Genomic DNA, 25,791 nt, shown 5'->3' with positions numbered 1-25,791 from the left:
TGGTCAGTGCCGTTCCGGCGCGGCCGGGGCGGCTCCGCCGCTGCCGGCCGAGGCCGAGTGGTCGGCCGGCGCGGCCGGGCCCCGCTCGGAGTACCAGGCGAGCGTCGCCTCCAGCGCGTCGGGGAACTCCGGCCCGACCACGTCGGGAAACAGCTCGCGCATCGTGGCGGTGGCCGCCTGGGAGTCGCGGACGTCGCCGTTGCGCGGCGCGTCGTGGCGGACCTCGAGCCGACGGCCGAGGGCCCGCTCCAGCTCGGCGACGACGGTGAGCAGATCCGTCCGCGTACCGAAGGCGATGTTCACCGGGTGCGGATGGCTCAGCCGCCGCAGCGCCGCGTCGCACAGCATTCCGGCGACGCCCGCGACGTAGGTGAAGTCGCGCGTCTGGCGGCCGTCGCCGTGGATCGTCAACGGCCGGCCGGCGAGCGCCGCCTCGATGAAGGTGGGGATCACCGCCGCGTAGGCGTGGCCCGCCGACTGGAAGGGCCCGAAGACGTTGAACAACCGCACGGCGAGCACCGGCAGGTCGAAGGCGGCGCCGTAGGACAGCGCGTACCCCTCGGCGGCGAGTTTCGACGCCGCGTAGGGGCTGCGCGGCCGGCACGGCGCGTCCTCCCCGCGCGGCATCGGGCCCGCCCCGCCATACACCGATGACGAGGACACGACGACGACGTGCGTCTCGGCGCGCTGGGCGACGTCGAGCACCGTGAGGGTGCCGGTCGCGTTGACGGCGTGGGTGGCCATCGGGTCGAGCAGCGAACGCTCCACCGACGGCCGGGCGGCCAGATGCACGACGCTGTCCGCACCGGTGCACGCCTCCTCGACCGTGGCGCGGTCGGTGACGCTGCCGATCACCAGCTTCACCGGCAGGCCGGTCAGGTTCGACACCGCGCCGGTACTGAGATCGTCGATCACAACCACCTCGGCGCCGGCGCCGAGCAGGGCCCTGGTCAGGTGAGCGCCAATGAAACCGGCACCTCCCGTCACGACTACCTTCACCGTTTCATCACCCTTCGAAGTCAGAAGGATGCCGATAGTAGTCGCTTCGAGGTCACCTTCAGTGCGCCACGCTCCGGGCGACGACACGATCACCAGACCCGCCATCGGACACTCTGAGTGTTGAGTTGAACACATAGAGGTAACGCTCTACGGTCGCCCGGTGCCCGACCTGCCACGCTCCCTGGTGATCGTGGGCGCCGGCGGCCACGGTCGGGAACTGCTCGACGTCGTCGAGGCGGTCAACGCGGCCGGCGCGTCCGCCCGCTACGCGTTCCTCGGCTTCCTCGACGACGGATCCGCCGACCCCGACCCGGTGGCCCGGCGCGGCGCGCCGCTGCTCGGCGGACTCGACCTGCTCTGCCGGCTCGACGCCGACTATCTGATCGGCCTCGGCGAGGCCGCCGCCCGCCAGCACGTCGACCGGTACGCCTCCGTCCACGGCCGGCGCCCCGCCACCCTGGTCCATCCGCGGGCAAGCCTCGGCGGCGACGTCCGGCTCGGCCCGGGCACCGTGGTCTGCGCGCTGGCCAGCATCACCACCAACGTCCGCACCGGACGGCACGTGGTCGTCGACGTCGCCGCAAGCGTCGCCCACGACTGCCGACTCGGCGACTACGTCACCGTCGCGCCGGGAGCGCGGATCTCCGGCGGGGTCGCGGTCGGCGCCCAGGTGTGGATCGGCATGCAGGCGAGCATCGTCGGGCACCGGCAGGTGGGCGACCGGGCCGTCGTCGGCGCCGGCGCCGTCGTCACCGACGACATCCACGCGGCCGAGGTCGTCGCCGGCGCGCCGGCCCGCCCCGTCAACGCCGCACCCCCCCAGCCAACAGCACCCCAGCCACCCGGTTCCCAGCCACCCGGTTCCCAGCCGACGCGTGAGCTGCCAGGACCCGATCAGCTCGGGTCGGACCAGCACGACGCGAGCCTGGCCGGGCGGGACACGCACGCACCGGGCTGATCGGCAGCAATCGGAAAGCGGCGTTCCATCATTGAAATCGCCAGCTTTGGCCCGTACAAATGGTGCCGGTCACCCTAGGATCAGCATGTGGATCGCTGGTTTAACCTCACAGGCTGCGACAACGTTCGTGATCTCGGTGGTCTGCCGACGGCCGACGGTTCGCTCACGCGCTACGGTGCGCTGCTGCGGGCCGACTCGGTGCAGACCGCCTCCGCCGACGACGTCACTCTTCTGCGGGACACCTTCGGGCTACGGACAATCATCGACCTGCGGGCCAGGGAGGAGGCGTTGCGCGAGGGGCGCGGCCCACTCGCCGACGAGCCCATCGACTACCACCACCTGTCGTTCCTGCCCGGCGAGTGGGTGATGCCCGACGATCCGCGCTATCCCGCGATCGTGAAGGACCTCGACTCCGTCGACCGCATCGAGCACTACCTGAACTATCTGCGCTCCGCCGGGGACGCCGTGGCCCAGGCGTTGCGGGTGCTGGCCAGTCCGGCCGCGGGACCGGCCCTGTTCCACTGCGCCGCCGGGAAGGACCGGACCGGCGTCCTCGCCGCCCTGGTGCTCGACATCGCCGGCGTCGAGCAGAGCGCGATCATCGACGACTACGCGCAGACCAACGAGCGGATCGCGCGCGTCTACGCACGGCTCGCCGACCGCCCGTCGTACCGCCGGGTAGTGGTCTCCGCCTCCGCCGACGAACTGGTCTGCCGGCCCGAGGTCATGCGCGGGTTCCTCGACGGCGTGGACGCCGCGTGGGGCGGGTCGGCGGCCTGGGCCCGCCAGGCCGGGGTCACCGACCCGGAGTTGCAGGCGCTGCGCCAGCGGCTGGTCGGCTAGCGGCCGGCGGGCCGCGCCGGCCGGCGAGCCGGGCAGGTCCGCGCCACGACGGGCCCGGCACGGAGAGGACGTAGATGATCAGTCGGGTGTCCGCACGGGCCGTCATGGCCGCGTTGGCAGTCGTCGCGCTGGTAGCCGGCTGCGGCCTGCGGCGGGAGACCCACCATGTCCCCGACGACCTGATACCCGTGTTCCAGGCGGCCGCAGCCACCTACGGCCTGCTCACCGCCGCCCAGCTCGCCGCCCAGGCACGGGTGGAGAGCAAGTTCGACGCGCAGGCGGTGTCGCGCGCCGGCGCCCGCGGCATGATGCAGTTCCTCCCGTCCACCTGGGCTGACTTCGGCATCGACGGCAACCACGACGGCCGGGCCGACCCGATGGATCCACGCGACGCCATCCCGTCCGCCGCCCGCTACGAGTCGACACTGGCGCGGCTGGTGGAGCACCTGCCCGGCGACCGCGTCTCGCTCGTCCTCGCGGCGTACAACGCCGGCCCGGACGCGGTGCGTGCGGCCGGCGGCGTACCCGACATCGACGAGACCCGGACCTACGTCAGCCGGGTGAACACCTGGGCAGCGGCCTTCGCCGACCAGCTCTGACGCCTGCCCCCGCCCACCCGCTACTTCGGGACGGGCACGCCGACGGTCAGGAGACCCGCAGCTGCTCCCCCGCCACCTGGACCTCGTCGCCGGGGGCGAGCTGGCGTCCCCGACGACTCTCGACCTCACCGTTGACCCGCACCAGACCACCGGTCAGCAGACCCTTGACGTCCGAGCCGACACCGACGACATCAGCGAGCTTGAGGAACTGCCCCAGCCGTATCCCGTCACCCTGAATGCTCACCTCACGCATACCCCCAGCATCCCGGGTCGCCGACGTCGGGTGGCCGGTGGCCCACCGATCGCCTCCCCGGTGTCGGCAATCCCCCTGCCCGGCGCGGCGCTGAGGCATGCTGGCGGGCGTGGCAGGTGATACCTCGGATCCGCCGGACCGGGCCAACCCGGATGGCGAGCCCTCCCCTACACCCGCGCCGGCGACCGGATCCTGGCCGTCCACGCGGCGCGCCGGCACCGTCCCGCGTTCGGCTGCGCCGCCCGACGCCACGGCACAGGGCGGGACGACGAAGCGCGGCAAGACGACGACGAAGGACGAGACAACGGCCCAGGACGAGACGACAGCCCAGGACGAGACGACAGCCCAGGACGAGACAACGGCGCGGCGGCGCCCGTCCCGCGCACGGGCGCCACGCGCGGGGGTGCGTACTCCTCCCCTCGGCACCGCGGCGCCAGGCGAGCTTCCCGCCCTGGACGACTTCCCCGACCAGCGCATCCAGCGGTTGGACGAGCTGCGCTCGGCACGCCCGGCCACGACCGCGGCGGATGCCTCCGCGGACGTGCCCGTCCTGTCGAGGGGCACCAGTGCGGAGACGGTCCGGCAGGTCGAACTGTCGAGCGGGATGCTCGCGTCCCGGGCCGCGGCCCGGATGGGTCAGGTCCTTCCCTGGTTCCCCGCGATGTCCGCGAGCCACCGGGCCGGGATCCAACTCGTGGTGCAGGCGGGCATCTCCTCGTTCGTCGAGTGGTGCCGGCGGCCGGAACACGCCCGGGAACTGTCCGAGGATGTCTTCCGGGTCGCGCCGCGCGAACTCGTGCGGGCGGTGACGTTCCGCCGGCTGGTCGACCTCGTCCGGGTCGCGGTGGAGGCGATCGAGGCCGAGGTGCCGAACCTCGCCGGCCCTGGCCAGGAACAGCTGTTGCTCGCCGACGTGCTGCGCTACTCCCGCGACATCGCGTTCGCCGGCGCGGTCGTCTACGCCCGGGCGGCCGAGGAGCGCGGTGCCTGGGACGCCCGGCTGGAGGCGCTGGTCGTCGACCATGTGGTCCGCGGCGAGGTGGACCGCGCACTGCCGTCCCGGGCCGCCGCGGTGGGCTGGCGCAACCCGCCGGCCGTCACCGTCATCGTCGGTCGCGCCGGCCGCGACGCGCCGGAGGTCGTCGTCGACGAGGCGCACCGGCTGGCCCGGTTGGCCGGCCTCGAGGTGCTCGCCGGGGTGCATCACGAGCGGCTGGTGATGGTCGTCGGCGGGCGGTTCGCGACCGCGGGAGACGGCATCGGCCGCCCGGAGGACGCCCCGGCCGGTGGGCCGGACCCGGGCCTGGCCGGCGCCGAGGCCAGCCCGCGGTCGGCCACCGCGACCCGCCCGACCGGCGCCGCCAAAGGCTCCGCCGGCAGCGGCGCCGGGCCGGGCGGTGCTGGCGCGGGCGGCGACGACCCGCCGCCCAGCGCGGCTCGCCGGCGCGGGCTGACGAACATGGTGCACACCGAGCTCGACGCGGCCCGGGCCCTGATGGCCGCGTGCGGGCCAGGCCCGGTGGTCGTCGGGCCGGTGGTCAACGACCTCACCAAGGCACCGCGGGCTGCCCGGATCGCCCTGGCCGCGACCGACGTCGTGGCCGCCTGGCCAGCGGCGCCTCGGCCGGTGCTGGCCCGCGCGCTGCTGCCGGAGCTGGCCCTCGCCGGGGATGCCGACGCCCGGCGCGCGCTCATCGAGGAGGTCTATCTCCCGCTGCGCGACGCCGGCACCCCGCTGCTGGAGACCGCGGGCGCCTACCTGGATTTCGGTTCCTCCCTGGAAGCCACGGCCCGGGCGCTCTACCTTCACACGAACACGGTGCGGTACCGACTCCGGAAGGCCGCCGAGGTCTGCGGGCTCGATCCCGTCGATCACCGCGAGCGCTTCATCCTGCACGTCGCCCTCGTCCTGGGCCGGCTCGACGGTACGTTATCTACAGGGAAACCATGATCAACTTTTCTGTCGCGGCACCGGCCCGCACACGTGCGAGGCCCGTCACATCTAGCCACCTCACTGGCCTGTCGCCCGAAACCCGGCCGATACGCACAGCGGGAACGAACCTCCGGCAGGGTCAGCTCGATTTGTAGGGCACCTACAACACCCGGTCGGCACATCGGTGAGTGGCCGCCAGCGACAAGGACTCCCCTCGAAGGGTTAGGTAGAGACGTGCTTGCGATCCTCGCGCCCGGACAGGGTGCGCAGACCCCCGGACAGCTCTCCGCGTGGAGCGGCCTGCCCGGGGCAGAGGACAGGCTGCGCTGGTGGTCGGCCGCGGCCGGCATCGATCTGCTGGAGGTGGGCTGCGAGGCACCCGCCGAGACGATTCGCGACACCGCAATCGCCCAGCCGCTGATCGTCGCCAGCGGACTGCTCGCCGCCGAGCAGCTCGGGCTGACGATCACCGCGCCTGTCGGCACGGGGTCTCTCGTCCTCGCCGGCCACAGCGTCGGCGAGATCACCGCCGCCGCGCTCACGGGCGCCCTGTCCGCGGAGGAGGCCCTGGTCCTCGTGGCGCTGCGGGGCCGCGCGATGGCCGAAGCGTCCGCCCGGGCGCAGACCGGCATGACGGCCCTGCTCGGCGGGGACCCGGAGACCGTCACCGCCCAGCTGGACGAGCTGGGCCTGACCGCCGCGAACCGCAACGGCGCCGGCCAGATCGTCGCCGCCGGCACAGCCGCGGACCTCGCCCGGCTGGCAGCGGAGCCGCCCACAGGAGTCCGGCTGCGCCCGCTGTCGGTCGCCGGCGCCTTCCACACCCACCACATGGCTCCCGCCCGCGACGCTCTCGCCGCCGTGGCGGGTGGCATCCGGCCGGCCGCGCCGCTGGTCACCACGCTCTCCAACGCCGACGGGACGCAGATCACCGAGCCGTCCGAGCTCGTCTCGCGGCTGGTCGCCCAGGTCGCCGCGCCGGTGCGGTGGGACCTGTGCCTGGCGACGCTGCGCGAGCTCGGGGTGAGCGCGGTCATCGAGCTTCCGCCGGCCGGCACCCTCGCGGGGATCGCCCGGCGCGAACTGCCCGGCGTGCGGATCCTGGCGGTCAAGAGCCCGGATGACCTGCCGGCCGCGCGCGAGCTTGTCGCCGAGCACGTCGGCGAGCAGTACCTGCGCTTCCCACCAGCCAACCCAGCTCCACGGCAGCCCGCGGACGACGAGCTGCTCGCGGGGGTGCAGGCGTGACTGGCGGAGCCCGGCTGCTCGGCCTTGGCGTGTACCGCCCGGCCCGGGTCGTCACCAACGACGAACTCGCCCAGCGGGTGGACACCTCGGATGAGTGGATCCGGTCTCGCACCGGCATCGCGACCCGGCGGATCGCCGACGACGAGGAGACCACGGTCGCCATGGGGGCCGCGGCCGCGGAGAAGGCACTCGCCGCCGCCGGTCTGACCCCGGACGCCATCGATCTGGTCATCGGTGCGACGTGCACCGCGCCGTCGCAGATTCCCGGCACCGGTCCGCAGATCGCCCACCGGGTGGGCGCCGGCCGCGCCGGCGCGTTCGACATCAACGGCGGCTGCGCCGGCTTCAGTTACGGTGTGTCCGCCGCCGCGGACATGGTCCGCGCGGGCGGTGCGCGGCACGTGCTCGTCGTCGCCACCGAGCGTCTGTCGGACTACACCGACTGGGACGATCGCTCCACCTGCATCCTGCTCGCGGACGGGGCGGGCGCAACCGTGGTCGGCCCGGCCGAGACCGACGAGATCGGGCCGGCGGTGTGGGGCCACGACGGCTCGCGGCCGGACGTCATCCGCGTTCCCGGCGGCGACGACAACATGTTCCGCATGGAAGGCCAGGCGGTCTTCCGGTGGGCGATCTCGCTGGTCCCGACCGTGCGGCAGATCTGTGAACGCGCCGGCGTGGCACCGGAAGAGCTCGCGGGTATTGTGCCGCACCAGGCCAACCTGCGGATCGTCGAGGCACTCGCGACGGGAATCGGCGCCACGAACGCCGTCGTCGCCCGCGACGTGGTCGACTCGGGCAACACCTCTGCCGCGAGTATCCCGCTGGGATTTGCCCGCCTGCTCGAAACCGGTGAGATCCGCCGGGGAGACCCCGTTCTGCTGTTCGGCTTCGGCGCCGGACTGACCTTCTGCGGGCAGGTCGTGCGATGCCCCTGACCATGCCGTGCCCGACCACCATGACGTCGTGACACGGTGTCCCGCGTGCCGTCGCCAGCCGACGGCCGCGGCCGCCACTCCCCTGACCCAGGTACCAGCGACATCCTGGCGGGTGCCCGCGGCGATCGTCTGATCGCCAGCGCCCACCAGTCCAGCTCTCACAGGAGGTAGCGCAATGTCCCAGGACATCCTTGCCGGTCTCGCCGTCATTCTCGAAGAGGTCGCCGGTGTCGACCCCGCGGACGTCACCCCGGACAAGACCTTCATCGACGACCTGGACGTGGACTCGCTGTCCATGGTCGAGGTCGTGGTGGCGGCCGAGGAGAAGTTCACCGTCAAGATTCCGGACGACGACGTGAAGTCGCTCAAGACCGTCGGCGACGCGGTGTCGTACATCCAGCGGGCGGGTGTGGCCGCGTGACCACGACCCCTAGGCAGGTCGTCGTCACCGGCCTCGGGGCAATCACTCCCCTCGGTGGCGATGTCGCCTCCACGTGGGAGGGGCTGCTCGCTGGCCGCTCCGGCGTCCGGCGGATCACCGAGGACTGGATCCAGGTACTTCCGGTCCACATCGCCGCGCCGCTCGCGGTGGAGCCGCCGCTGGGCCGGGTGGAGGCCCGGACCCTCGACCGAAGCCAGCAGATGGCTCTGGTCGCCGCGCGGGAGGCATGGGCCGACGCCGGCTCGCCCGAGGTCGACCAGGAGCGTCTCGCGGCCTGCGTGGCCTCGGGTATCGGCGGGGTCACCACCCTTCTCTCCCAGCACGACGTGCTGCGGGAGAAGGGGCCGCGGCGGGTGTCGCCGCACGTGGTGCCCATGCTGATGCCGAACGGGCCGGCCAGCACCGTGGGCCTGGCGTTCGGCGCGAAGGCCGGCGTGCACGCGCCGGTCAGCGCCTGCGCGTCCGGTTCGGAGGCGATTGCTCTCGGCCTGGACATCATCCGGGCCGGCCGGGCCGACGTCGTCATCGCCGGCGGCACCGAGGCCGCGATCGCGGCGCTGCCGATAGCGGGTTTCGCCCAGATGCAGGCGCTGTCCCGCCGCAACGAGACGCCGCAGACAGCATCCCGGCCGTTCGACAAGGCCCGGGACGGCTTCGTGCTCGGTGAGGGTGCGGCGATCCTGGTCCTGGAGGCGGCCGAGCACGCCGCCGCCCGGGGCGCGCGGGTCCACGGTGTGCTGGCCGGCGCCGGGATCAGCTCGGATGCCTACCACATCGCGGCCCCCGACCCCACCGGCGCCGGCGCCGCGCGGGCAGTGCGCGCCGCGCTGCGCTCCGCGGAGCTGGCGCCGACCGACGTCATCCACATCAACGCGCACGCCACCTCGACGCCGAGCGGCGACCTGGCCGAAGCGCTGGCGCTGCGCACCGCGATCGGCGACCACGTCGACTCCGTCGCCGTGACGGCGACGAAGTCGATGACCGGTCACCTGCTCGGTGCGGCCGGCGCGCTTGAGGCGGTTGCCAGCATCCTGGCGCTGCGCGAGCGCATCGTCCCGGCGACTCGCAACCTCGACGCGCTCGACGACGAGATCGCGCTCGACGTGGTGAGCATCGACAATCGGAAGATCGGCTCGGGCGCTGCCCTGTCGAACTCGTTCGGGTTCGGCGGCCACGACGTCTGTCTGGCCTTCACGGTCTGATCCCGTGCCGGGCAGCTCGGTCCCCCGGCACGGCCTCCGGGCCCCCAGGCCCGGCCACCCGCAATGCAGGACCGTACTTGTCCATCTATCGCCGTGACGCCGGCCGCCCCCCCGCCGACACGGCCGCACCCGTCCCACCGACGGGTGCCCATGGTCGCCGGACCGCGAACCCGACGGAAACCGGCGCGTACCCCCGGGGGGTCGCGCGTCGACCCCCCGCTGATCCGATCCGGTGCCGTTCAGGCAAGGAGACGCACGGTGAGTCTGTCCACGCTCGACCGAGTCGACCCGCGCACGCCCGAGGCTCGGCTTTCCAGGTTCTTCGACCCCGACAGCCTGTCCCTGTTCGCCGCCGCCGACTCCTCCGGAGTCATCGCCGGTCAGGGGCTCGTCGGCGGCAACGAGGTCGTCGCTTTCGCGACCGACCCGACCATACAGGGCGGCGCGATGGGCCGCGACGGATGCGCCCGCATCGTCCACGCGATCGAGTCGGCGGTAAGGCTGGGCTGCCCGGTCGTCGGCATCTGGCACTCCGGCGGGGCGCGGCTGCAGGAGGGCGTTGCCTCCCTCGACGGCGTCGGCCGGATCTTCGCCGCCACCGTGCGGGCCTCCGGCCGCATCCCGCAGCTCTCGCTGGTGCTCGGCGCGGCGGCGGGTGGCGCGGCCTACGGCCCGGCGCTGACCGACATCGTCATCATGGGCCCGGACGCGAAGGTCTTCGTGACCGGCCCGGACGTCGTGCGTTCCGTCACCGGCGAGGAGTGCACCGCCACGAGCCTCGGGGGTCCCGAGGTGCACGGCAGGCGCAGCGGCGTCGCGCACGTGACGTGCGGCTCCGAGGACGAGGCGATGGAGCGCACCCGCGCGCTCGCGGAGCTGCTGGCCGACCAGCGCGACGTAGGCCAGGTCGACAGCCGCGAGCTCGCCGAGCTGCTGCCGGAGAACCCGCGACGCGCCTACGACGTGCGCCCACTGGTCAACCGGGTGCTGGACGGCGAGGGCGTCGAACTGCACGCGAAGTGGGCGCCGAACATCGTGACCTCGCTGGGCCGGCTCGGCGGGCGCACCGTGGGGGTCGTCGCGAACAACCCGCTGCGCCGCGGCGGCTGCCTCGACACGACCTCCGCCGAGAAGGCGGCGCGCTTCGTGCGGATGTGCGACTCGTTCGGCGTGCCGCTGGTCGTCCTCGTCGATACGCCGGGCTACCTGCCGGGCGTCGGTCAGGAGCTGGACGGCGTCGTCCGCCGCGGCGCGAAGCTGCTCTACGCCTTCGCGGAGTGCTCGGTTCCGCGGGTGACGGTGGTGACGAGGAAGTCGTACGGCGGGGCCTACATCGCCATGAACTCCACGTCGCTGGGTGCCACCGCGGTGTTCGCCTGGCCGACCGCGCAGATCGCCGTGATGGGCGCCGAGGCCGCCGTCGGCATCCTGCACCGACGCACGCTCGCCGAGGTGCCGGCCCAGCGCCGGCCCAGCGTGCTCGCCGAGCTGACCGAGGAACACATCCGCACGGTGGGCGGCATCGACCGCGCGGTGGAGCTGGGAGTCGTCGACGCGGTCGTCACCCCGGCCGCGACCCGGGGCGCCATCGCCTCGGCACTCGCAGGCGCGCTCGCCGACGCCCGCGCACACAAGAACGTGCACGGCAACATCCCGCTGTAACGCCGCGCCCGGCAGGCGCACCACGCGCCCCGACGCCCTCGGACCCCACTGACCCTGGGGCCGAGCCGGCGGCGGCCTCACCCGTCCGCCAGCTGCAGCCAGGTGCGCACGACGTTGCTCATCTGCCGCGCGTTCATCCAGAGCGCCGCCCGCGCGAAGATCGGATCGGCCCGCAGCGCCACCTCACGCCGGGCCGGTTCGGCGGCGGGCACGATCGCACGCATGTGCTCGAAACTGATCGTGCCGGCTCGGAAGGCCGCGCCGGAGGCGGGCAGCGCCCGGGCCGCACGCGCCACGAGCAGGGCGGTGGCCGTCGTCGGGTGCACCAGGCGGCACTCCCGGCGCAGCCACGCCGCGGCCGAGCGCGCGCCGTCGGGCTGCCAGAGTTCGCGCCGGTCGAACTCGCCGAGCAGCCGGATCCACAACGCGTCGGTGGCATCGACCAGGCGGCGCAGCTCGACGACCGACTGCGCGACCTCGACGTCGGGCAGCTCGTGCCCGTCGAGCGCGACGACCCCGGCCAGCAACGACTCGACATCGATCACGATCACCAACACCTCCCGCACCGGTGCGCCGCAGGGCGGACCGCGGGCCACGCCTGCACGGCGACGGCCAGCCGATCCCCACCACGACCCACGTTCCGAACGTGTGTTCGAATAATAGATCGCTGCCCGCGGAAAACCAAACGGCCGCTCAACCGCGTCACCATCCGGCCGCCGAGATAGTTATCTGATGCGAAATAACGATCTGCCTCCGCGCGTTGTGCGGGTGGAGGTGGATGCATGACCCCGCAGGTGGACATGGCCAGGCGGCCACCAGCCGCCGTCCCGCTGGCGCCCGACCCGGCAGCGGTCGACGCGACGAAGGCGGCGGACGCGACGAAGGCGGCGGACGCGACGAAGGCGGCGGACGCGACCGGCGCGACCAGCACGACCGACGCCGCGCAAACCGTCGACGCCGCACAGTCCGTCGACGCCGCACAGTCCGTCGACGCAGGGACTCCCGCGCGGTCCGGCGGCACGTTCGCGGCGTTGCGGATCCACAACTTCCGGCTGTTCCTCGGCGGCCAGATCGTGTCGTTGTGCGGGACCTGGATGCAGACGATCGCGCTGGGCTGGCTCGTGCTGTCCCTCGGCGCCTCGGGTACCACGCTCGGCCTGGTGACCGCGGCGCAGTTCCTGCCGGTGCTGCTGTTCGGTCCATACGGCGGACTCCTCGCCGACCGGATGAATCGCCGACACCTTCTGATGATCACCCAGACCTGCTCCGGGCTCGCCGCGCTCGGCCTCGGCCTGCTCGACCTGACGGGCGTGGCACGGTTGTGGATGGTGGCGCTGACGGCCGCGCTCATCGGCCTGTGCAACGCGGTCGACAACCCGACCCGCCAGACCTTCGTCCAGGAGATGGTCGGCCCCGACCATCTCCCGAACGCGATCACGCTGAACTCGGTGACGATGAACGCGGCGCGGATCGTCGGCCCGGCGGTGGCGGGGGTGATCATCCTGGCCATCGGGACGGCGGGATGCTTCCTGTTCAACGCGGCGTCGTTCGGCGCGGTGCTGATCGCCCTTCGCCGGATGGACGTCTCGGCACTGCACGCCCGGCGCCCGGTGCACCGGGCGCCGGGCCAGTTGCGCGCCGGGCTCGGCTACACCTGGCGGACGCCGGCGCTGCGCGTGCCTCTGATCATGATGGTGGTCATCGGAGCCCTGTCCTACGAGTTCCAGGTGGTGCTGCCGCTGGTGGCCCGGCAGACCTTCGGCGGCACCGCGGCGACCTACAGTCTGCTCACCGCGGCCATGGGCGCGGGTGCGGTGGTCGGTGGACTGGCCGTGGCCCGCCGGCGGCGGATCGGGGTCCGACCGCTCGGGGTCATCGCGGGGATCTTCGGCGGGCTGCTGCTGCTCGCCGCCGCCGCGCCCACCCTGCCGGTGGAGGTCGCCGCCCTGGTGCTGGTCGGCGCCACGAGCGTCGCTTTCATCTCCACCGGTAACGCGACCGTCCAGCTCACCGCCGATCCGGCGATGCGGGGCCGGGTGGTGGCCCTGTGGTCGGTCGCCTTCCTCGGTACCACCCCGTTCGGTGGACCGATCGCCGGGTGGGTCGCGCAGACCTTCGGCGCCCGCGCCGGACTGGTCCTCGCGGGCGCCGCCGCCCTGGCCGCCGCGCTGTACGCGCTGGCCTCCCTGCGGCGCGAAGCCGCGTCGGCAGCCTGATCGACCGCGCCGATCAGCCCGCGGCGATCAGCCCGCGGCGGCCTCCTGGCCGGCGGTTCCGCTGACCGGACCGGCACCGGACGATCTTGAGGCCTCCGCGTGGCTGCTGGCTGCGGCGCGCCCGAGCTCGGGCAGTTTGTGCAGATCGTGCCGCTGACCGCGATGCTCGCGGACGGCCTCGGAGTGGTAGCTCTCGGCCACCCGCAGGAAGTCCGAGTCGTGGTAGCGGCGGCCGTCGACGGTGGGCCCGCTGGTGCCCTCCATGATGGCCTCGACATCCTCGCCGGTGATCGTCTTGTGGGTCTCCAGCGCGTGGGTGAGCGCCAGGACCTCCCGGCGGTTCGCGCTCAGCACTCCTTCGGTGCGCTCGTAGAGCTCCCGAAGCTTCGCCTCGACCTGCTCGCCGAAAGGCCGGTCGGCGTCGAGCGAGAGCGTGCCCATCTGCTGCTCGACCAGGGCCAGCCGCGACGACAGGGTGTCACCGATGGCCGCGGACGACAGGTAGTTCGCGATGAGGATCGTCGCGGTGCGCAGGTCACCGCCGACGCCGACGGTGTTGTCGCCCTCGAAGAACATCCGCTCTCCGACGAGCGAGGCCAGCGAGACCATGACCTGGACCTCGATCTCGGACTTCCACATGAACATGCGGTCCTCGACCGCCACGTGCGCGACGAAGCCGCCCACGCCGCCGCGCCGCTCGATCGTCGCGAGGTCGATCACCCGGCCGCGCTGCATCCGGTAGGCGACCACGGCGTGGCACGCCTCGTGGAGCGCGATGCTGTGCCGCTCCCGGTCGATGTGCTGGTGGTCGTCGGCAAGGCCGTATTCCTTGATCACCCGGGCGCGCAGAATGTCCTGCCAGGTGATGACCTCGCGACCGTCCTTGACGGCCTGCACCAGCGCCTCGTTCACGGTGTCCTTGATCGTCGCGCCGGTCGCCTCCGGACTCATGACGGCGAGCCGGTCGATCTGCTCCGGGGTCAGCTCGTGCTGCACCTTCGCGAGATATCCCTCGAAGGTGCGGATGCGACCCTCCTTGCTGGGATAGCCGACCTTGTACTGCCGGTCGATGCGGCCGGGCCGCAGCAGCGCCTCGTCCAGCGACTGCGGCATGTTGGTCGCCATCATCACCAGGATCCGGTACTTCGGCGGCGGCTTCGGCCGCATGCCCAGCGCACGGCGGACCACCCGGTTGAGGAAGCCGCGGGGCTTCTTCAGGCCGGACATCTCGGTCAGCAGGGCCTGCAGGGTGCCGTCGAACCCACCGCCTCCGCCGCCCCCGCCGCCCATGACGAACTGTTCGCGGGCCTGTTCCCGGCCGATCTCCGCGCGGGCCGCGGCGCTGAGATAGGAAGTGCCGTTGCAGCCCAGTCCGGGCTCACTCCCGCCGAACTCCCGGCCGAGCCGACCAGGGCCGCCGGCCCCGGCCGCGGTGACGCGGGACGCCGGCGCGCTCTGGCTGGTGAGCCAGGACCGCGCCCCCGCGCCGACACCGCCGCCGAACCCGCCGTTGAGCGCGCCGCGGCTGCCCAGCGTGTCCGCCTCGTCGAAGAAGACGATCACGCCGCCGTACCGCAGGGAGAGCTTGCGCAGCTTGCGGAACAGCGACTTCACCTTGAGGATCCCGACGCCGACGAACATCGCCGAGAACGCGCCCGGGTCGACGAAGACGAACGGTTTGCCGGTCTCGCCGGCAACGGCCTCGGCGAGCAGCGTCTTGCCGGTGCCCGGCGGCCCCCACAGCAGGATGCCGCCCGGCACGTGGCCGCCACGGCTCTCGATCTCCTCCGGCCGTTCGAGGTAGAAGACGTTCTCCTGCACCCGGCTGACGACGTGGTCCTGACCCCAGACGTCCGCGAAGCGGGTGGTGATGTCCTCGGGGAAGTACGTGTCGACGCCGCCCTTGGACAGGAACCAGAACATCACCACGAACTGGCCGACGACGAGCACCATCAACAGCACGATCTGGAGGACCACCGGGATGGCCTTCCAGAGGTCCCCGGGAACGTTCACAAGGGCGTCAAACACCGAGGTGTGGGACAGCCGGGCATACACGAACAGGGCGAGCGCCAGGCCCGCGATCCACTTCGCCGTGCGACTCAGCCGATAACGGTTCCAGTCGTTGAGCCGAAGCATCCGGCGTTCCATGCGGCCGAACACCCGATCGGTCCAGAACACATGGTAGGCGGACCATCGCTCACCGACGAACATGTGCAGCTGGCGCGCCACTTCCAGGCCCAGCAGCACCAGCACCCACGAGCTTTTGCGGGATTCGATACGAAGTGCGTCGCTCCAGGTCATCAACGGGTCCCCGGAGACCTCCGCGGCGACCACGAACAGGAAGACCGCGCCGAGCAGCAGGAGGAACTTCACCCGGTCCCACAGCGACAGCGGCCGCCGCCGCGGTCGGTCGAGATCGGCGGGCTCCGAAGCCGTCGACGCCTGCGCCGCGTCGGTGGACGGCCCGGGACCACCGGCCGGTGCCGGATTCCCGCCGGGCTGCATCGCGGCCGCCCGCGTCGCCACGCGGGCCGACGGGTCGAGTTCGTCCGCGGTCCGGTCCGTGTGGTCCATCACGCCCATTCCTACTGCCCTCGGTCCGTCGGCTCGATCGTGAAGGACTTGGCGACGTCGCCGATCTGCTGCCCGTGCTGGGCGTAGCACAGCGACGAACATGCGAGTACGAGCTGGTAGAGCACGGTCTGCGCGGTGTCGAGCAGACTCGTCTGGTCGATGGTGACCAGACCGGCGTCGGTCCGGACCTGATAGACGAGGTGCACCCCGTGCACACCGTCCCTGTCGCGGACGGGGCTGTCCGCCAGCAGCAGGAAGTTCGGCGTCAGCCGGGCGCTGTAGGGGTTCTCCCGGACCGCCTTCTCCTGGTCGGCCTCGGCATCGTCGACGGCCACCACGAGGTTGCGCAGGGAGTTGGTCGACACCGCGTTCGCCTCCTCCGGCAGGAGGTGACGAACCTGCACGAATCCCTTTGGCTGCAACGCATCCGGCACCAGCAGCTGGGTGGCGTCAAATCGCGCGGCGGCATCGATACCGACGACCCATTCACGCGACATCAGGCCCTGCAACATCTCGGGACTGACGCTTCGCGCGTCGATCCCGAACAGGGCGGGGCCCGGCATCTCCTGGTGATTCCAGTCGTTCGGAACCCGCAGGAAAACACCATCCTTCTTGTTTGTCACATATCTGTAACTCGGCGAGCCGCAGCCGCCGACCGACAGCAGCACCGTCGCTACGGTGAGCACAAGCAACGTGCCTGACAGGGACTTTCGGCGCGGACTGACCGTCCGACGTCGAGCCTCCACGGCAAACCTCCAGCCTCGCGAGGTCGAACCCATGGTGCGGCGTCGGGCCATGGTCCTTCACATTCTTGGGAAGTGTGACTCAGAAGGCAGCCAAAATGCACCGCGTTCACCAGATTTGACGAGCTGTTTAACCCTCCGCGATCGCCGGCCGGGGGGACGCCCACCATCCACCCTTTGTTTCCAGGCAAACAGGCGCCGAGACCGTCCGGCGGATGCCTGCCGGAGCACTACCCGACCGGCATCAGCCGAACCTGGCCGCCGGCACCAACGCGCCCCTTCACCCGCTCCGGGCGTCACCCGACCAGCCACCTGTCCGCACCGTGACCCTCGCCACGCCGACCCGCCACGGATGGTGCATCACGGCGCGGCCCCCACACCGGGACAGCGCGGCCCGGGCCACATCTGGACACAGGCCGGCCCGAAGCGCGCCGCAGACTGGGGCACACTGTCGCTATGGCGCACTATCGGCGTGGGCGAAAGGTTCCGGCACTTCGTCCCACTCGCCGCCACCTCGTCGGCGGTGTGATGGTCGTCGCGGTCTTCGCCCTGGTGGGTCTCACCGCGTGGAATCCGGTCGCGGCCCTGCCCGCGCTGGGCGTGATCCTCGTGTTCGCGGTGGTCGACTGGGCGATCGTCACCGCCGCTCCCGGCGCGGCCGACCTGCCGTCGGGCCCGGCCGCCTTCGCCGGCGACGAACCGGCGTGGGACGGCGGCCTCGACACCCCGACCCAGGTACTGCCGCGGCTGACCTTCGGCTATGCCCGGGCAGCCAGTCCGGGCGAACAGTACGAGGAGCCGGACCAGGACGCGGTGCGCACCATGGCCATCGACATGCGGGGCTACCTGGACGAGGCGGGGCCCGGCCGGATGGGCTGACGCGCCGGGCGCGACGCCGGCGGGATCAGCCCGCCGCGCCCGGCCGGGCGGCCCATCGCAGCGCCCGCTCGACGTCACCCGGCTCGTCGCAGTCGAGGCAGGCCAGCTCGCCCGCCGGGACCTCGCGCACCGCCCGGCCGGCGAGCAGGGAACGCACGGACCGCCCGGTTGGATCCGCGGGCAGCGCGGCGCGCAGCCGGTCCGCGCGCCACATCGCGGCGAGGTACTGCCGCCGGCCGGCCGGATCGACGAGCACGGCGACGTCCAGGCCCGGCCGCTCGACGCCGCCCCGAAGCAGGTCCAGCTCCCGATCGGTCAGGAACGGCAGGTCGGCGGCGAGCACAGCGACGAGCGGGGTGTCGACCACGGCGAATCCGGCGGCGATCGCGGCGACCGGGCCCCCGCCCGGCGGATCCTCCCGCCGCCACCGCACCGGCGCACCCGGCGTCGCCGCGAGGTCCCGGACGGGCCCGACGACCACCCGCTGCCGGGCGCCGGCCGCCGCCGCGAGCACCCGGTCCAGCAGCGTGGCCCCGCCGACGACGACCGCGGGCTTGTCCCGGCCCCCGAGCCGGCGGGCCGCACCGCCCGCGCAGATCACGGCACTCCAGTCGGACGTCATCCGCCGATCGCCGACATCGGCCGGTCGGGCTGGCGGAAGGTCACGTCGTCGATGCCGTGGCCGGCGTGCTTGCCGCGCACCGCGGCGCGCCACAGGTCGGCGAGCCGCTCGTCATCGGCGCCGGCCCGCAGCGCAAGGCGCAGATCGCTCTCCTCGCGGGCGAACAGGCAGTTGCGCACCTGACCGTCGGCGGTCAGCCGGACCCGGTCGCAGGCCGCGCAGAACGGCGCCGACACCGAGCCGATCACGCCCACCCGGCCGGATCCCCCGTCGATCTCGAACAGCTCCGCGGGCGCGCTGCCCCGGCCTGGCAACGGTCGCAGGGTGAACTCGGCCCGCAGCGCGGCCAGCGTCTCCCCCGCCGTCACCATCGTCGAGCGCCGCCAGCCGTGCTGGGCGTCAAGTGGCATCTGCTCGATGAACCGCAGCTCGTAACCCTCGGCAAGGGACCAGCGCAGCAGGCGCGGCGCCTCATCGTCGTTGACCCCGCGCAGGAGCACGCTGTTGACCTTCACCGGCGCCAGGCCGCTCGCGGCGGCGGCCCGCAGCCCCGCCAGAACGTCACCAAGCCGGTCACGGCGGGTGATGCGAGCGAAGCGGACAGGATCGAGGGTGTCCAGCGAGACGTTGACCCGGTCCAGCCCGGCGGCGCGCAGCCGGGCGGCGAGCCGGGCCAGGGACAGCCCGTTGGTGGTGAGCGACAGCTGCGGCCGAGGCCGCAGCGCGGCGAGCCGGCCCACCAGGTCGGCCAGCCCGGGCCGCAGCGTGGGCTCGCCGCCGGTGAGCCGAATCTCGGTGACGCCGAGCAGCCGGACCGCGACCCCGACCAACCGGACGATCTCGCCGTCGGTCAGCATCCGTTCGGACGGCAGCCAGGGCAGGCCTTCGGCCGGCATGCAGTAGGTGCAGCGCAGATTGCAGCGGTCGGTCAACGACACCCGCAGATCGGTCGCCACCCGACCAAAGGTGTCGGCGAGGTCCACCCCTTCAGGGTACCCAGCTGACCTGCACGGATCGACCCGACACCGACCGGTGTGCCCAGCGGGCGGCCAGCCGCGGGCACCGGATCGACCCCGGCCGGGCGCGCCTGCGCGGTCCGTCCCGACCGCGCCGCGGCCCGCGCCGGGCAGGCGGACGCCACGGCGGCGCCCGAGCCTGCGAGACTTGATTCCCAGCGGTCGAGGAAACCGGCCCGCCATCGCCAGCCCGGCGACGGACGGAGCCGTGCGCGCCCGGCCGCGCGGGACCGGCGGCGCCGTTCCCGCTGACGGCACATCGGCGCGGGAGGGGCTCGACCATGCAGGTCTTCGGGGTTGACGTCGGAGGGACCGGCATCAAAGGCGCTCCGGTCAACGTCGAGGACGGTTCACTGGCCGCGCCTCGGCACCGCATCCCGACTCCGCAGCCGGCCGACCCCGCCGCCGTCGCCGGCACCGTGGCCGAGGTCGTCGGCCACTTCGGCTGGACCGGACCGGTCGGGGTGGCGCTGCCCGCGGTCGTCAGGAACGGCGTGGCGATGACGGCCGCGAACATCGACCCGGCCTGGATCGGCACGGACGCCGTCGCGGTGCTGTCCGCGGCCCTCGGCGCCGCGGGCGTGACCCCCACCTCCGTGCCAGCCCCGGGCGGCGGGGTGCCCGCCGCGGCGGATGTCACAACGGTCAACGACGCGGACGCGGCGGGTATCGCCGAGATGGCCTTCGGTGCCGGCCGGGACACCGGCGGCCTGGTGATCATGACGACGTTCGGCGCGGGCATCGGGACGGCGCTGTTCCTGCACGGCCAGCTCGTCCCGAACACCGAGCTGGGCCACCTGGAGATCCAAGGGCACGACGCGGAGACCAGGGCGTCCGACGCGGCACGGGAGCGGGACGACCTGTCCTGGGAGAAGTGGGCCAAGCGGGTCACCCGCTACCTGCGGACCCTCGAGGCGCTGCTCTGGCCCGATCTGATCATCATCGGTGGCGGCGTCAGCAAGAAGGCCGACCGGTTCCTCGACGAGCTCGATGTCCGTACCCGCGTGGTTCCGGCGCAGTTGCAGAACGAGGCGGGCATCATCGGAGCCGCCATGGCCGGCCTGACCGACCAGGGCCGGCCGCGCCCGCCAGCCCGGGCCGCACGGCGCCGCGGCCCGGCGACCCGCCCGCCCGGCGGCCGGCGGCCCTAGGACGATCCGGCCTTCGCCGGCCCGACCGGACAGGCCCGACTCGGTCAGACTGCGCGTGTCGCCTGCCGCCACCCACCCGACCGGCGTTATCGATGGCAGGCTGTCACCTACCGGGACGCACGTACCGAAGGCGGGTTCGGGTGCGTCATGTCGACCTGCCCTCAGGCCGGTCCACCGACGCACCCAGCGGGTGCGCCCGGGACCGGCCGAGGACGGCGGGACGGCTTCGAGAGAACAGGAGGCGCCATGCGTGAGCTGCGGGCGGTCGCACTCAGCGAGGACGGCGGCTACCTCGTGCTCGCGGACGCGGCCGGCAGGACCGACGGCGAGCAGTTCCGCGTGCCGGTGGACGATCGACTCCGGGCTGCCCTGCGCGGGGTCCGGCGCAACGAGGTGCGTACCGAGAGCGCGCTGACGCCGCGGGAGATCCAGGCCAGGCTGCGGGCCGGCGAGACAGCCGCCGAGGTGGCCCGCGCGGCGGGTATTCCGGTGGAACGGGTCGAACGCTACGAGGGTCCGGTGCTGGCCGAACGGGCCCGCGTCGTCCAGGAGGCGCGAGCCGCGCTGCTACCCAAGGACCCCGGCGGGGTGCCGGGCCGGCCCCTAGGCGAGGTCGTCGACGCCCGCCTGGTCGTCGCCCAGGACAATCCGGCCGCGGCGCAGTGGGACGCCTGGCGTCGCGTCGACGGCATCTGGCTGGTCCAGCTCACCTCGGAGAGCCGCTGCGCACGGTGGACGTGGGATCCGGTCGTGCGCCGAGTCCGCCCGCACGACGACGCGGCGCGCGCGCTCGTCGCCCCCGAGGGCGCCGAGCAGCCCGCGCCGAGCCCGGCGCCGCCCGCCGCCCTCCCGCCGCGCACCGCCGGACCCGCGCTGACGCTGGTGTCCGACCAGGGCGTGCCGGCGATGCCGGTCCGGCCCGCCGCGGCCCTGCCCGGCGCCGACTCCGACCCGCGTGCCTACCCGCAGCCCGCCGCCTTCGCGCCCGCCCCCGCCGCCCATCCGGGCGGCGACGGACAGCCCCAGCGCCCGGCCGCCACGCTGCGCAACCCGGCGTCCCGCCCGGACCCGCGCTGGCAGCCGACTCCCGCCCAGCAGTGGGACGACTCCGTCCAGTCCGAGGTCCCCGGCGCCGGCCGGCGACCGAGCGTCGAGGCGACGCCCGCGCACGGTGGCCCGCTCGCGGCCGAGACCGCGGCCACGCCGGCCGCCGGGTTCACCGCCGCCGGTCTGCCGGGGGGTGCGATCGAGGGCGGTGCGGGCATCGGCGCGGCCGGCATCGCCGCAGCCGGTTTCCGCTCGCCCGTCGGTGCCCCCAGCGCGCACAGCGGCGCCGACCGTGTCAACGTCGCGTACCCGCCGGCACCTACGGGACGGGAGTACGCCGCGCTCTCGCGGGACGCGGCGTACGCCGACCTTCCCGGCGAGTCCTACCCGCCCGTCGACGCCGAGCCGGCGGCTGCTGCCCTCGCCGGCCCCCCTGCCTCCGCGAGCGCCCCCGCCGGCCGTCACGACGGCCCGGCCGTGGATGACGGCCGGCCCGTCGATGACGCCGCCGAGTTCGAGGACGACGCCGACCCGGTCGGTATTGCGGACGTGGACGGCGTCGGCGCCGCGGCTCCACGCCGACCCGATCCGCAGCCGCCGCGGCGCACGGCCGCGAGCCGAGTCAGCTCGCTGCCGCGCAACACCGGCCGGCGTGTCGCCCTCGAACCGGGCCGGGGCGGCACCGCGCCGGCCACCACCGGGCGCGGTGGGCCGGCGGCCCGACCGGCGCCGGGTGCGCCAGCGGCATCAGCGGCTCCAGCGGCGGCGGTCGCCCGGAGCGCGGGACGAAACGAGGAAAATCCCCGTGCGGCCGTCGCCCAGGCCAGCCCGTCGAGTGTGATTTCCGCCACATCCACGCCGGGCGGGGCCGCCGGATCGGCGCCGACAGGCGCGTCGGACGGCGCCGGCCGCACCGCCGGCGCCCCGCCCGGCAGGCCGGCGGGGCCCCCCGCCGCAGCGAAGAATCCCGCTCCGGCAGCGAAATCCACGCCACCCTCGACTTCCGACGCCGAGCGCGCGACGGCCCCGTCGGCGCCCGCGGCCACCACCGAGGTGCGGCCACCGGCGGCCGTTGCCGAGACCGGCAGGCGGCGACCCTCCCAGGCCACGGCGGAGGCCGGGAGTGGACCGAGCTCCACACAGAAGGAGCAGTCCACAACGGACGGCAACGATGACGCGAACGCAGAGCAGTCGGATGCAGGCTCTACGTCACGGGGACGCCAGAACAACGGCACCCGTGGGGGGGAACGTCCCGCAGGCGGTCGACGCGGGCGCAAGTCAGTGCCAGCATGGGACGACATCGTCTTCGGCGCTCGACGGACCTGATCGGGCCCCATGAGACCGAGGAGTGACCCACCCGCGGACGACGCCAGGCCGCGGGCACCACGCCGCTCTGGATGCAATGACGCCACGAGAGCCGGCTGTGAGTAAACCGTCACATGGTCAGTTGGAACGTCTGACCGCCTAACACAGTTGGAGTAGATGTGACAGGGACTACCACGAAGCCGACGCTGACCAACCTCGATCGTTGCGACCGGTGCGGTGCCCAGGCATACGTGCGGGTGGTGCTACCGGGCGGTGGAGACCTGCTCTTCTGCCGGCATCACGCCAAGTCTCACGACTCCAAGCTCCGGGAGATGGCCGTCGAGTACCACGACGAGACGGATAAGCTCAGCGTCTCCTAACAATCGCACTCAGTAATTTCCGGGGGCACGCCACGACGCCGTGGGGTGCCCCTTTCGCTACCCGTACCGAAGTCGGAACCGATCCCAGGTAGCGGTGCACACCGGCGGTCTGACGCTGGACCGCCCGATCAGGCTACGGGGCGTGGTCGGTCGCCCGGGTGCCGTTGACCTCCGCGGCCGTCACCAGGCCATACGGTGGGCTCGTGGCCGCCACGGGAAATGACGCGACTGCTCCCGTGGCGCCCGGTCCGGGTCGGGGTCGCTGGCTTCCGCTGGTGCGCCGGGCAGCCGTCGGCGTCGCCCCCGATCTGGTGACGCAGGCCCGTCGTCGGAACGCGACCGCACGGGCCCGGGTGCGGCGCAGCTCAGCCTTTCGCAAGCTGGACCGGCAGCGTCGGCGCGTACCGCGGGGACCGGTGCGGCTGGTCCGACGCACCGTCGCCAACGCCTGGCGGCACCGGGTGCTGGGCCTGGCGGCCGAGGCCGGCTTCTGGCAGCTGCTGTCCCTCCCCCCGCTGCTGCTGTCGCTGCTCGGCGCGCTCGGATATGTGGCGGAGGCGATCGGCCACAACGCGCTCGGCACCATCCGCGGCAGCATCCTGCGCGGGGCGGGCGATCTGCTCACCGAGTCCGTCGTCGACGACGCCGTCCGTCCCACGGTCGACGAGATCCTCTCCCGCGGCCGCCCGGACGTGATCTCCATCGGTTTCATCCTGTCGCTGTGGACGGGATCCACCGCTATGGCCACGTTCGTAAACACCATCACCATCGCCTACGGGCAGCGTGATCTGCGCTCGGCGGTCCGCAGCCGGCTGCTGGCCCTCGGCCTGTTCCTGGCCCAGGTGACCAGCGGAATGATCATCCTGCCGGCGCTCGTCCTCGGTCCCGGCATCATCTCCCGGATCCTCGACGCCGACCGGCATCCGGTCGTCGACCGCCTGCTCACCCTGCTGTTCTGGCCGCTGGTGGGCCTGCTCGCGCTGACGATGCTGACGTCGCTCTACCACCTTTCGCTTCCAGTTCGCCGAGCGTGGTGGCGCGCGCTGCCGGGGGCGACGCTGGCGCTGCTGTGCTGGTTGGTGGGCAGCTACCTGCTGCGGCTCTACCTTGAGGTGGTGTTCAGCAACGAGCTGGTCTACGGCTCGCTGGCCTCGCCGGTCGCCGCACTGCTGTTCTTCTACATCACAGCGCTCGCGGTGCTGTTCGGCGCCGAGCTCAACGCCGCGCTGGACGAACGCCACCGCGCGCGCGAGGATCCGACGTCCGCCTCCGGTCTCGCGGCGCCGTCAGGTCAGTAGGCGGCGCCGTCAGGTCAGTAGGTACAGCCGACGCCCGCCGGTGCGGCCTCCTGGGTGGCAGCCGCCGCAGTCGAGGTCGCGGTCGCCCAGGACGCGGTCGCCGAGGACGCGGCGAGGGCCGCCGCCTGTACCGAGGCCGACCCGGACCAGGTGGCGGGTACCGCGTGGGCGGGCGCACCGGCCGGGCTGGCCGGAAGGGCGCCGGTCGTGCTCTCCTCGCCGACCCGGCCGCCGAAGGGCTTGAGGAATGCCCCGAGCTGGGCCGGATCCGTCAGGAGGACGCTCTGGCCCGCCCGGGTGGCGGCTGCCGCGGGCACCGTGGCGAAGGCGACCCCGCCGGTGCCGATGGACTGCATGCGCACCGCCAGGCCGCGCAGATCACCGAGGGACGTCCCCTCATCGAGGGTCAGCGCCGAGGTCGCGGCGTCCACCACGTTGATCAGCTTCGACGGGTTGAACAGGGTGTCCGAGGAGGCGATCCGCTTGAACACGACCCCCAGGAACTGCTGCTGGCGGCGGATCCGGTCGATGTCGCTCTCCGGCAGACCGTAGCGCTGGCGGACGAACGCGAGGGCCTGCGCGCCGTTGAGCCGGTTCTCCCCCACCTGTCCGGAGAAGCCGGAGTAGTGGTCGTGCAGGTTGTCGAAACCCCGCGCCTTCAGCTCGGGCGGTAGTTCCTTGATGCAGACGGTGACGCCGCCCAGGGCGTCGGTCATGCCCTGGAAACCGACGAAGTCGATCTGGACGTAGTGGTTGATCCTGATTCCGGTGAGGCCCTCGATCGTCGACACGAGCAGGGACGGGCCGCCGTAGGAGTAGGCCGAGTTCAGCTTCGAGCGCTGCGCGTCGTGCCGGGTGCCCTTGGCGTCGGTGTAGGCGGGGAGGCGCACCCACAGGTCCCGGGGAAAGGAGATCAGCGTCGTCGAGCCGCTGGCGTCGAGGTGCGCCAGGATCGTCGTGTCCGACCGCTGCCCCTCCGCGTTGCCGAACTCACCGTTCGTGCCCGACCGGGAGTCCGACCCGACCAACAGGATGTTCTGCGTTCCGCTACCCGCCGCCGACGGTCGGTCGACGCCGGAGGAGAAGGTCAGCGGCACGTGGCGCACCCGGCCGTCGTAGTGACGCAGCACGGCCCAGCCGGTGGTGGCGAGCAGCAGCACGATCGCGGCCAGCGCCGCTGCGATCATGGTCAGCCCGCGGCGCGCACCGCCACGCCGCGGCGCCGCGGGCGGCTCGTCGAGGTCGGGAAGATCGGGCCGCGTCGGCGGAACGCCCGCAGCGGCGCGACGAGGGTCCCGTGCGACGTGGTGATCCCGGTATGGATCGGCGCCGGCGTACCCGTCCACGTCGTCATGGCGATCACGCCCGTCGGGGCGGTCGTCATAGCGCCCTGGCTGACGGCTCTGGCCTCGCCCCGCGCTGCGCGCGCCGGGGTCGACCGGGGGCACCGGCCCAGCGCCGCGATCCTGGCGCGCGCCGGGAT

The 25,791-nt window shown here is 73.1% G+C and carries 24 protein-coding genes; 15 read left to right on the top strand and 9 right to left on the bottom strand.

Annotated features, from left to right (window positions below; all coding sequences use genetic code 11):
* Window positions 1-3 precede the first annotated feature (3 nt).
* Window positions 4-999, bottom strand: coding sequence for an NAD-dependent epimerase/dehydratase family protein (locus MXD60_RS22750; protein WP_248821372.1), 996 nt, complete (start codon window positions 997-999; stop codon window positions 4-6).
* 160 nt (window positions 1,000-1,159) lie between these two features.
* On the opposite strand from MXD60_RS22750, the gene MXD60_RS22745 reads away from it, so the two are divergent.
* From MXD60_RS22745 to MXD60_RS22735, 3 genes are all read left to right on the top strand, one after another.
* A complete protein-coding gene (locus MXD60_RS22745) occupies window positions 1,160-1,957 on the top strand; it encodes an acetyltransferase (RefSeq protein ID WP_248821371.1) in 798 nt (265 codons plus the stop codon).
* A gap of 87 nt (window positions 1,958-2,044) precedes the next feature.
* Window positions 2,045-2,800: a tyrosine-protein phosphatase gene (locus MXD60_RS22740; RefSeq protein ID WP_248821370.1), complete on the top strand. Its 756-nt coding sequence runs from the start codon at window positions 2,045-2,047 to the stop codon at window positions 2,798-2,800.
* A gap of 74 nt (window positions 2,801-2,874) precedes the next feature.
* Window positions 2,875-3,399, top strand: a complete 525-nt coding sequence (locus MXD60_RS22735) for a lytic transglycosylase domain-containing protein (RefSeq protein WP_248821369.1) — start codon at window positions 2,875-2,877, stop codon at window positions 3,397-3,399.
* Window positions 3,400-3,445: 46 nt separating this feature from the next.
* On the opposite strand, the gene MXD60_RS22730 is transcribed toward MXD60_RS22735, so the two are convergent.
* Complete coding sequence (locus MXD60_RS22730) at window positions 3,446-3,652, bottom strand: RNA-binding S4 domain-containing protein (protein WP_248821368.1); 207 nt, start codon at window positions 3,650-3,652, stop codon at window positions 3,446-3,448.
* A gap of 403 nt (window positions 3,653-4,055) precedes the next feature.
* Here MXD60_RS22730 and MXD60_RS22725 point away from each other — a divergent pair, with 403 nt between their 5' ends.
* The 6 genes from MXD60_RS22725 to MXD60_RS22700 all read left to right on the top strand — a co-directional run bounded on the left by MXD60_RS22725 (window position 4,056) and on the right by MXD60_RS22700 (window position 11,077).
* Window positions 4,056-5,603: a helix-turn-helix domain-containing protein gene (locus tag MXD60_RS22725; RefSeq protein ID WP_518468494.1), complete on the top strand. Its 1,548-nt coding sequence runs from the start codon at window positions 4,056-4,058 to the stop codon at window positions 5,601-5,603.
* 216 nt (window positions 5,604-5,819) lie between these two features.
* A complete protein-coding gene (locus tag MXD60_RS22720; RefSeq protein WP_248821366.1) occupies window positions 5,820-6,833 on the top strand; it encodes an ACP S-malonyltransferase in 1,014 nt (337 codons plus the stop codon).
* Window positions 6,830-7,771: a beta-ketoacyl-ACP synthase III gene (locus MXD60_RS22715; RefSeq protein WP_248821365.1), complete on the top strand. Its 942-nt coding sequence runs from the start codon at window positions 6,830-6,832 to the stop codon at window positions 7,769-7,771. Before MXD60_RS22720 ends, MXD60_RS22715 begins: the two co-directional genes overlap by 4 nt.
* Window positions 7,772-7,946: 175 nt before the next feature.
* Window positions 7,947-8,192 carry an acyl carrier protein gene (locus MXD60_RS22710; RefSeq protein ID WP_248821364.1) on the top strand — a complete coding sequence of 82 codons (246 nt, stop codon included), beginning with the start codon at window positions 7,947-7,949 and terminating at the stop codon, window positions 8,190-8,192.
* Complete coding sequence (gene fabF, locus MXD60_RS22705; RefSeq protein WP_248821363.1) at window positions 8,189-9,415, top strand: beta-ketoacyl-ACP synthase II; 1,227 nt, start codon at window positions 8,189-8,191, stop codon at window positions 9,413-9,415. Before MXD60_RS22710 ends, fabF begins: the two co-directional genes overlap by 4 nt.
* 258 nt (window positions 9,416-9,673) lie before the next feature.
* Window positions 9,674-11,077, top strand: coding sequence for an acyl-CoA carboxylase subunit beta (locus tag MXD60_RS22700; RefSeq protein WP_248821362.1), 1,404 nt, complete (start codon window positions 9,674-9,676; stop codon window positions 11,075-11,077).
* Window positions 11,078-11,154: 77 nt separating this feature from the next.
* Here the strand turns inward: MXD60_RS22700 and MXD60_RS22695 are convergent, their stop codons facing one another.
* Complete coding sequence (locus tag MXD60_RS22695; RefSeq protein WP_248821361.1) at window positions 11,155-11,628, bottom strand: DUF222 domain-containing protein; 474 nt, start codon at window positions 11,626-11,628, stop codon at window positions 11,155-11,157.
* Window positions 11,629-11,859: 231 nt separating this feature from the next.
* On the opposite strand from MXD60_RS22695, the gene MXD60_RS22690 reads away from it, so the two are divergent.
* The gene (locus tag MXD60_RS22690) at window positions 11,860-13,293 is read left to right on the top strand and encodes an MFS transporter (protein WP_248821360.1); all 1,434 of its coding nucleotides are present in this window, start codon (window positions 11,860-11,862) and stop codon (window positions 13,291-13,293) included.
* Between the two features lie 27 nt (window positions 13,294-13,320).
* On the opposite strand, the gene MXD60_RS22685 is transcribed toward MXD60_RS22690, so the two are convergent.
* The gene (locus tag MXD60_RS22685) at window positions 13,321-15,798 is read right to left on the bottom strand and encodes an AAA family ATPase (protein ID WP_518468492.1); all 2,478 of its coding nucleotides are present in this window, start codon (window positions 15,796-15,798) and stop codon (window positions 13,321-13,323) included.
* A gap of 80 nt (window positions 15,799-15,878) precedes the next feature.
* Window positions 15,879-16,613: a hypothetical protein gene (locus MXD60_RS22680; protein ID WP_518468486.1), complete on the bottom strand. Its 735-nt coding sequence runs from the start codon at window positions 16,611-16,613 to the stop codon at window positions 15,879-15,881.
* Window positions 16,614-17,066: 453 nt separating this feature from the next.
* On the opposite strand from MXD60_RS22680, the gene MXD60_RS22675 reads away from it, so the two are divergent.
* Window positions 17,067-17,489 carry a hypothetical protein gene (locus MXD60_RS22675; RefSeq protein ID WP_248821358.1) on the top strand — a complete coding sequence of 141 codons (423 nt, stop codon included), beginning with the start codon at window positions 17,067-17,069 and terminating at the stop codon, window positions 17,487-17,489.
* Window positions 17,490-17,514: 25 nt separating this feature from the next.
* On the opposite strand, the gene mobA is transcribed toward MXD60_RS22675, so the two are convergent.
* The gene (gene mobA, locus MXD60_RS22670; protein ID WP_248821357.1) at window positions 17,515-18,111 is read right to left on the bottom strand and encodes a molybdenum cofactor guanylyltransferase; all 597 of its coding nucleotides are present in this window, start codon (window positions 18,109-18,111) and stop codon (window positions 17,515-17,517) included.
* Window positions 18,108-19,094: a GTP 3',8-cyclase MoaA gene (gene moaA, locus MXD60_RS22665; protein ID WP_248821356.1), complete on the bottom strand. Its 987-nt coding sequence runs from the start codon at window positions 19,092-19,094 to the stop codon at window positions 18,108-18,110. Before moaA ends, mobA begins: the two co-directional genes overlap by 4 nt.
* A 314-nt stretch (window positions 19,095-19,408) precedes the next feature.
* Here moaA and MXD60_RS22660 point away from each other — a divergent pair, with 314 nt between their 5' ends.
* The 4 genes from MXD60_RS22660 (at window position 19,409) to MXD60_RS22645 (ending at window position 24,308) form a co-directional block, all read left to right on the top strand.
* On the top strand, window positions 19,409-20,278 hold the full coding sequence (locus MXD60_RS22660; protein WP_248821355.1) for an ROK family protein: 870 nt from the start codon (window positions 19,409-19,411) through the stop codon (window positions 20,276-20,278).
* Window positions 20,279-20,524: 246 nt separating this feature from the next.
* Window positions 20,525-22,651, top strand: coding sequence for a septation protein SepH (sepH, locus tag MXD60_RS22655; RefSeq protein WP_248821354.1), 2,127 nt, complete (start codon window positions 20,525-20,527; stop codon window positions 22,649-22,651).
* A 158-nt stretch (window positions 22,652-22,809) separates the two neighbouring features.
* Complete coding sequence (locus tag MXD60_RS22650; protein WP_009742431.1) at window positions 22,810-23,010, top strand: DUF7455 domain-containing protein; 201 nt, start codon at window positions 22,810-22,812, stop codon at window positions 23,008-23,010.
* Between the two features lie 275 nt (window positions 23,011-23,285).
* Window positions 23,286-24,308, top strand: coding sequence for a YihY/virulence factor BrkB family protein (locus MXD60_RS22645; protein ID WP_248821353.1), 1,023 nt, complete (start codon window positions 23,286-23,288; stop codon window positions 24,306-24,308).
* A 14-nt stretch (window positions 24,309-24,322) separates the two neighbouring features.
* Here the strand turns inward: MXD60_RS22645 and MXD60_RS22640 are convergent, their stop codons facing one another.
* A complete protein-coding gene (locus MXD60_RS22640; protein WP_283098819.1) occupies window positions 24,323-25,495 on the bottom strand; it encodes an LCP family protein in 1,173 nt (390 codons plus the stop codon).
* Between the two features lie 2 nt (window positions 25,496-25,497).
* Window positions 25,498-25,791 (bottom strand): hypothetical protein (locus MXD60_RS29025; RefSeq protein WP_283098818.1); only part of this gene is annotated, 294 nt, incomplete at its 5' end.

Source organism: Frankia sp. AgB32 (assembly GCF_023243045.1).
Taxonomy (GTDB): Bacteria; Actinomycetota; Actinomycetes; order Frankiales; family Frankiaceae; genus Frankia.
This window is presented reverse-complemented; position numbering and strand designations above follow the sequence as displayed.

Excerpts from the sequence above, each read along its gene's own strand:
- MXD60_RS22730 (WP_248821368.1), bottom strand. The coding sequence starts at position 3,652 with ATGCGTGAGGTGAGCATTCAGGGTGACGGGATACGGCTGGGGCAGTTC.
- MXD60_RS22735 (WP_248821369.1), top strand. The coding sequence starts at position 2,875 with ATGATCAGTCGGGTGTCCGCACGGGCCGTCATGGCCGCGTTGGCAGTC.
- MXD60_RS22685 (WP_518468492.1), bottom strand. The coding sequence starts at position 15,798 with ATGCAGCCCGGCGGGAATCCGGCACCGGCCGGTGGTCCCGGGCCGTCC.
- MXD60_RS22690 (WP_248821360.1), top strand. The coding sequence starts at position 11,860 with ATGACCCCGCAGGTGGACATGGCCAGGCGGCCACCAGCCGCCGTCCCG.
- MXD60_RS22640 (WP_283098819.1), bottom strand. The coding sequence starts at position 25,495 with ATGATCGCAGCGGCGCTGGCCGCGATCGTGCTGCTGCTCGCCACCACC.
- sepH (WP_248821354.1), top strand. The coding sequence starts at position 20,525 with ATGCGTGAGCTGCGGGCGGTCGCACTCAGCGAGGACGGCGGCTACCTC.
- MXD60_RS22675 (WP_248821358.1), top strand. The coding sequence starts at position 17,067 with ATGGCGCACTATCGGCGTGGGCGAAAGGTTCCGGCACTTCGTCCCACT.
- MXD60_RS22710 (WP_248821364.1), top strand. The coding sequence starts at position 7,947 with ATGTCCCAGGACATCCTTGCCGGTCTCGCCGTCATTCTCGAAGAGGTC.
- MXD60_RS22660 (WP_248821355.1), top strand. The coding sequence starts at position 19,409 with ATGCAGGTCTTCGGGGTTGACGTCGGAGGGACCGGCATCAAAGGCGCT.
- mobA (WP_248821357.1), bottom strand. The coding sequence starts at position 18,111 with ATGACGTCCGACTGGAGTGCCGTGATCTGCGCGGGCGGTGCGGCCCGC.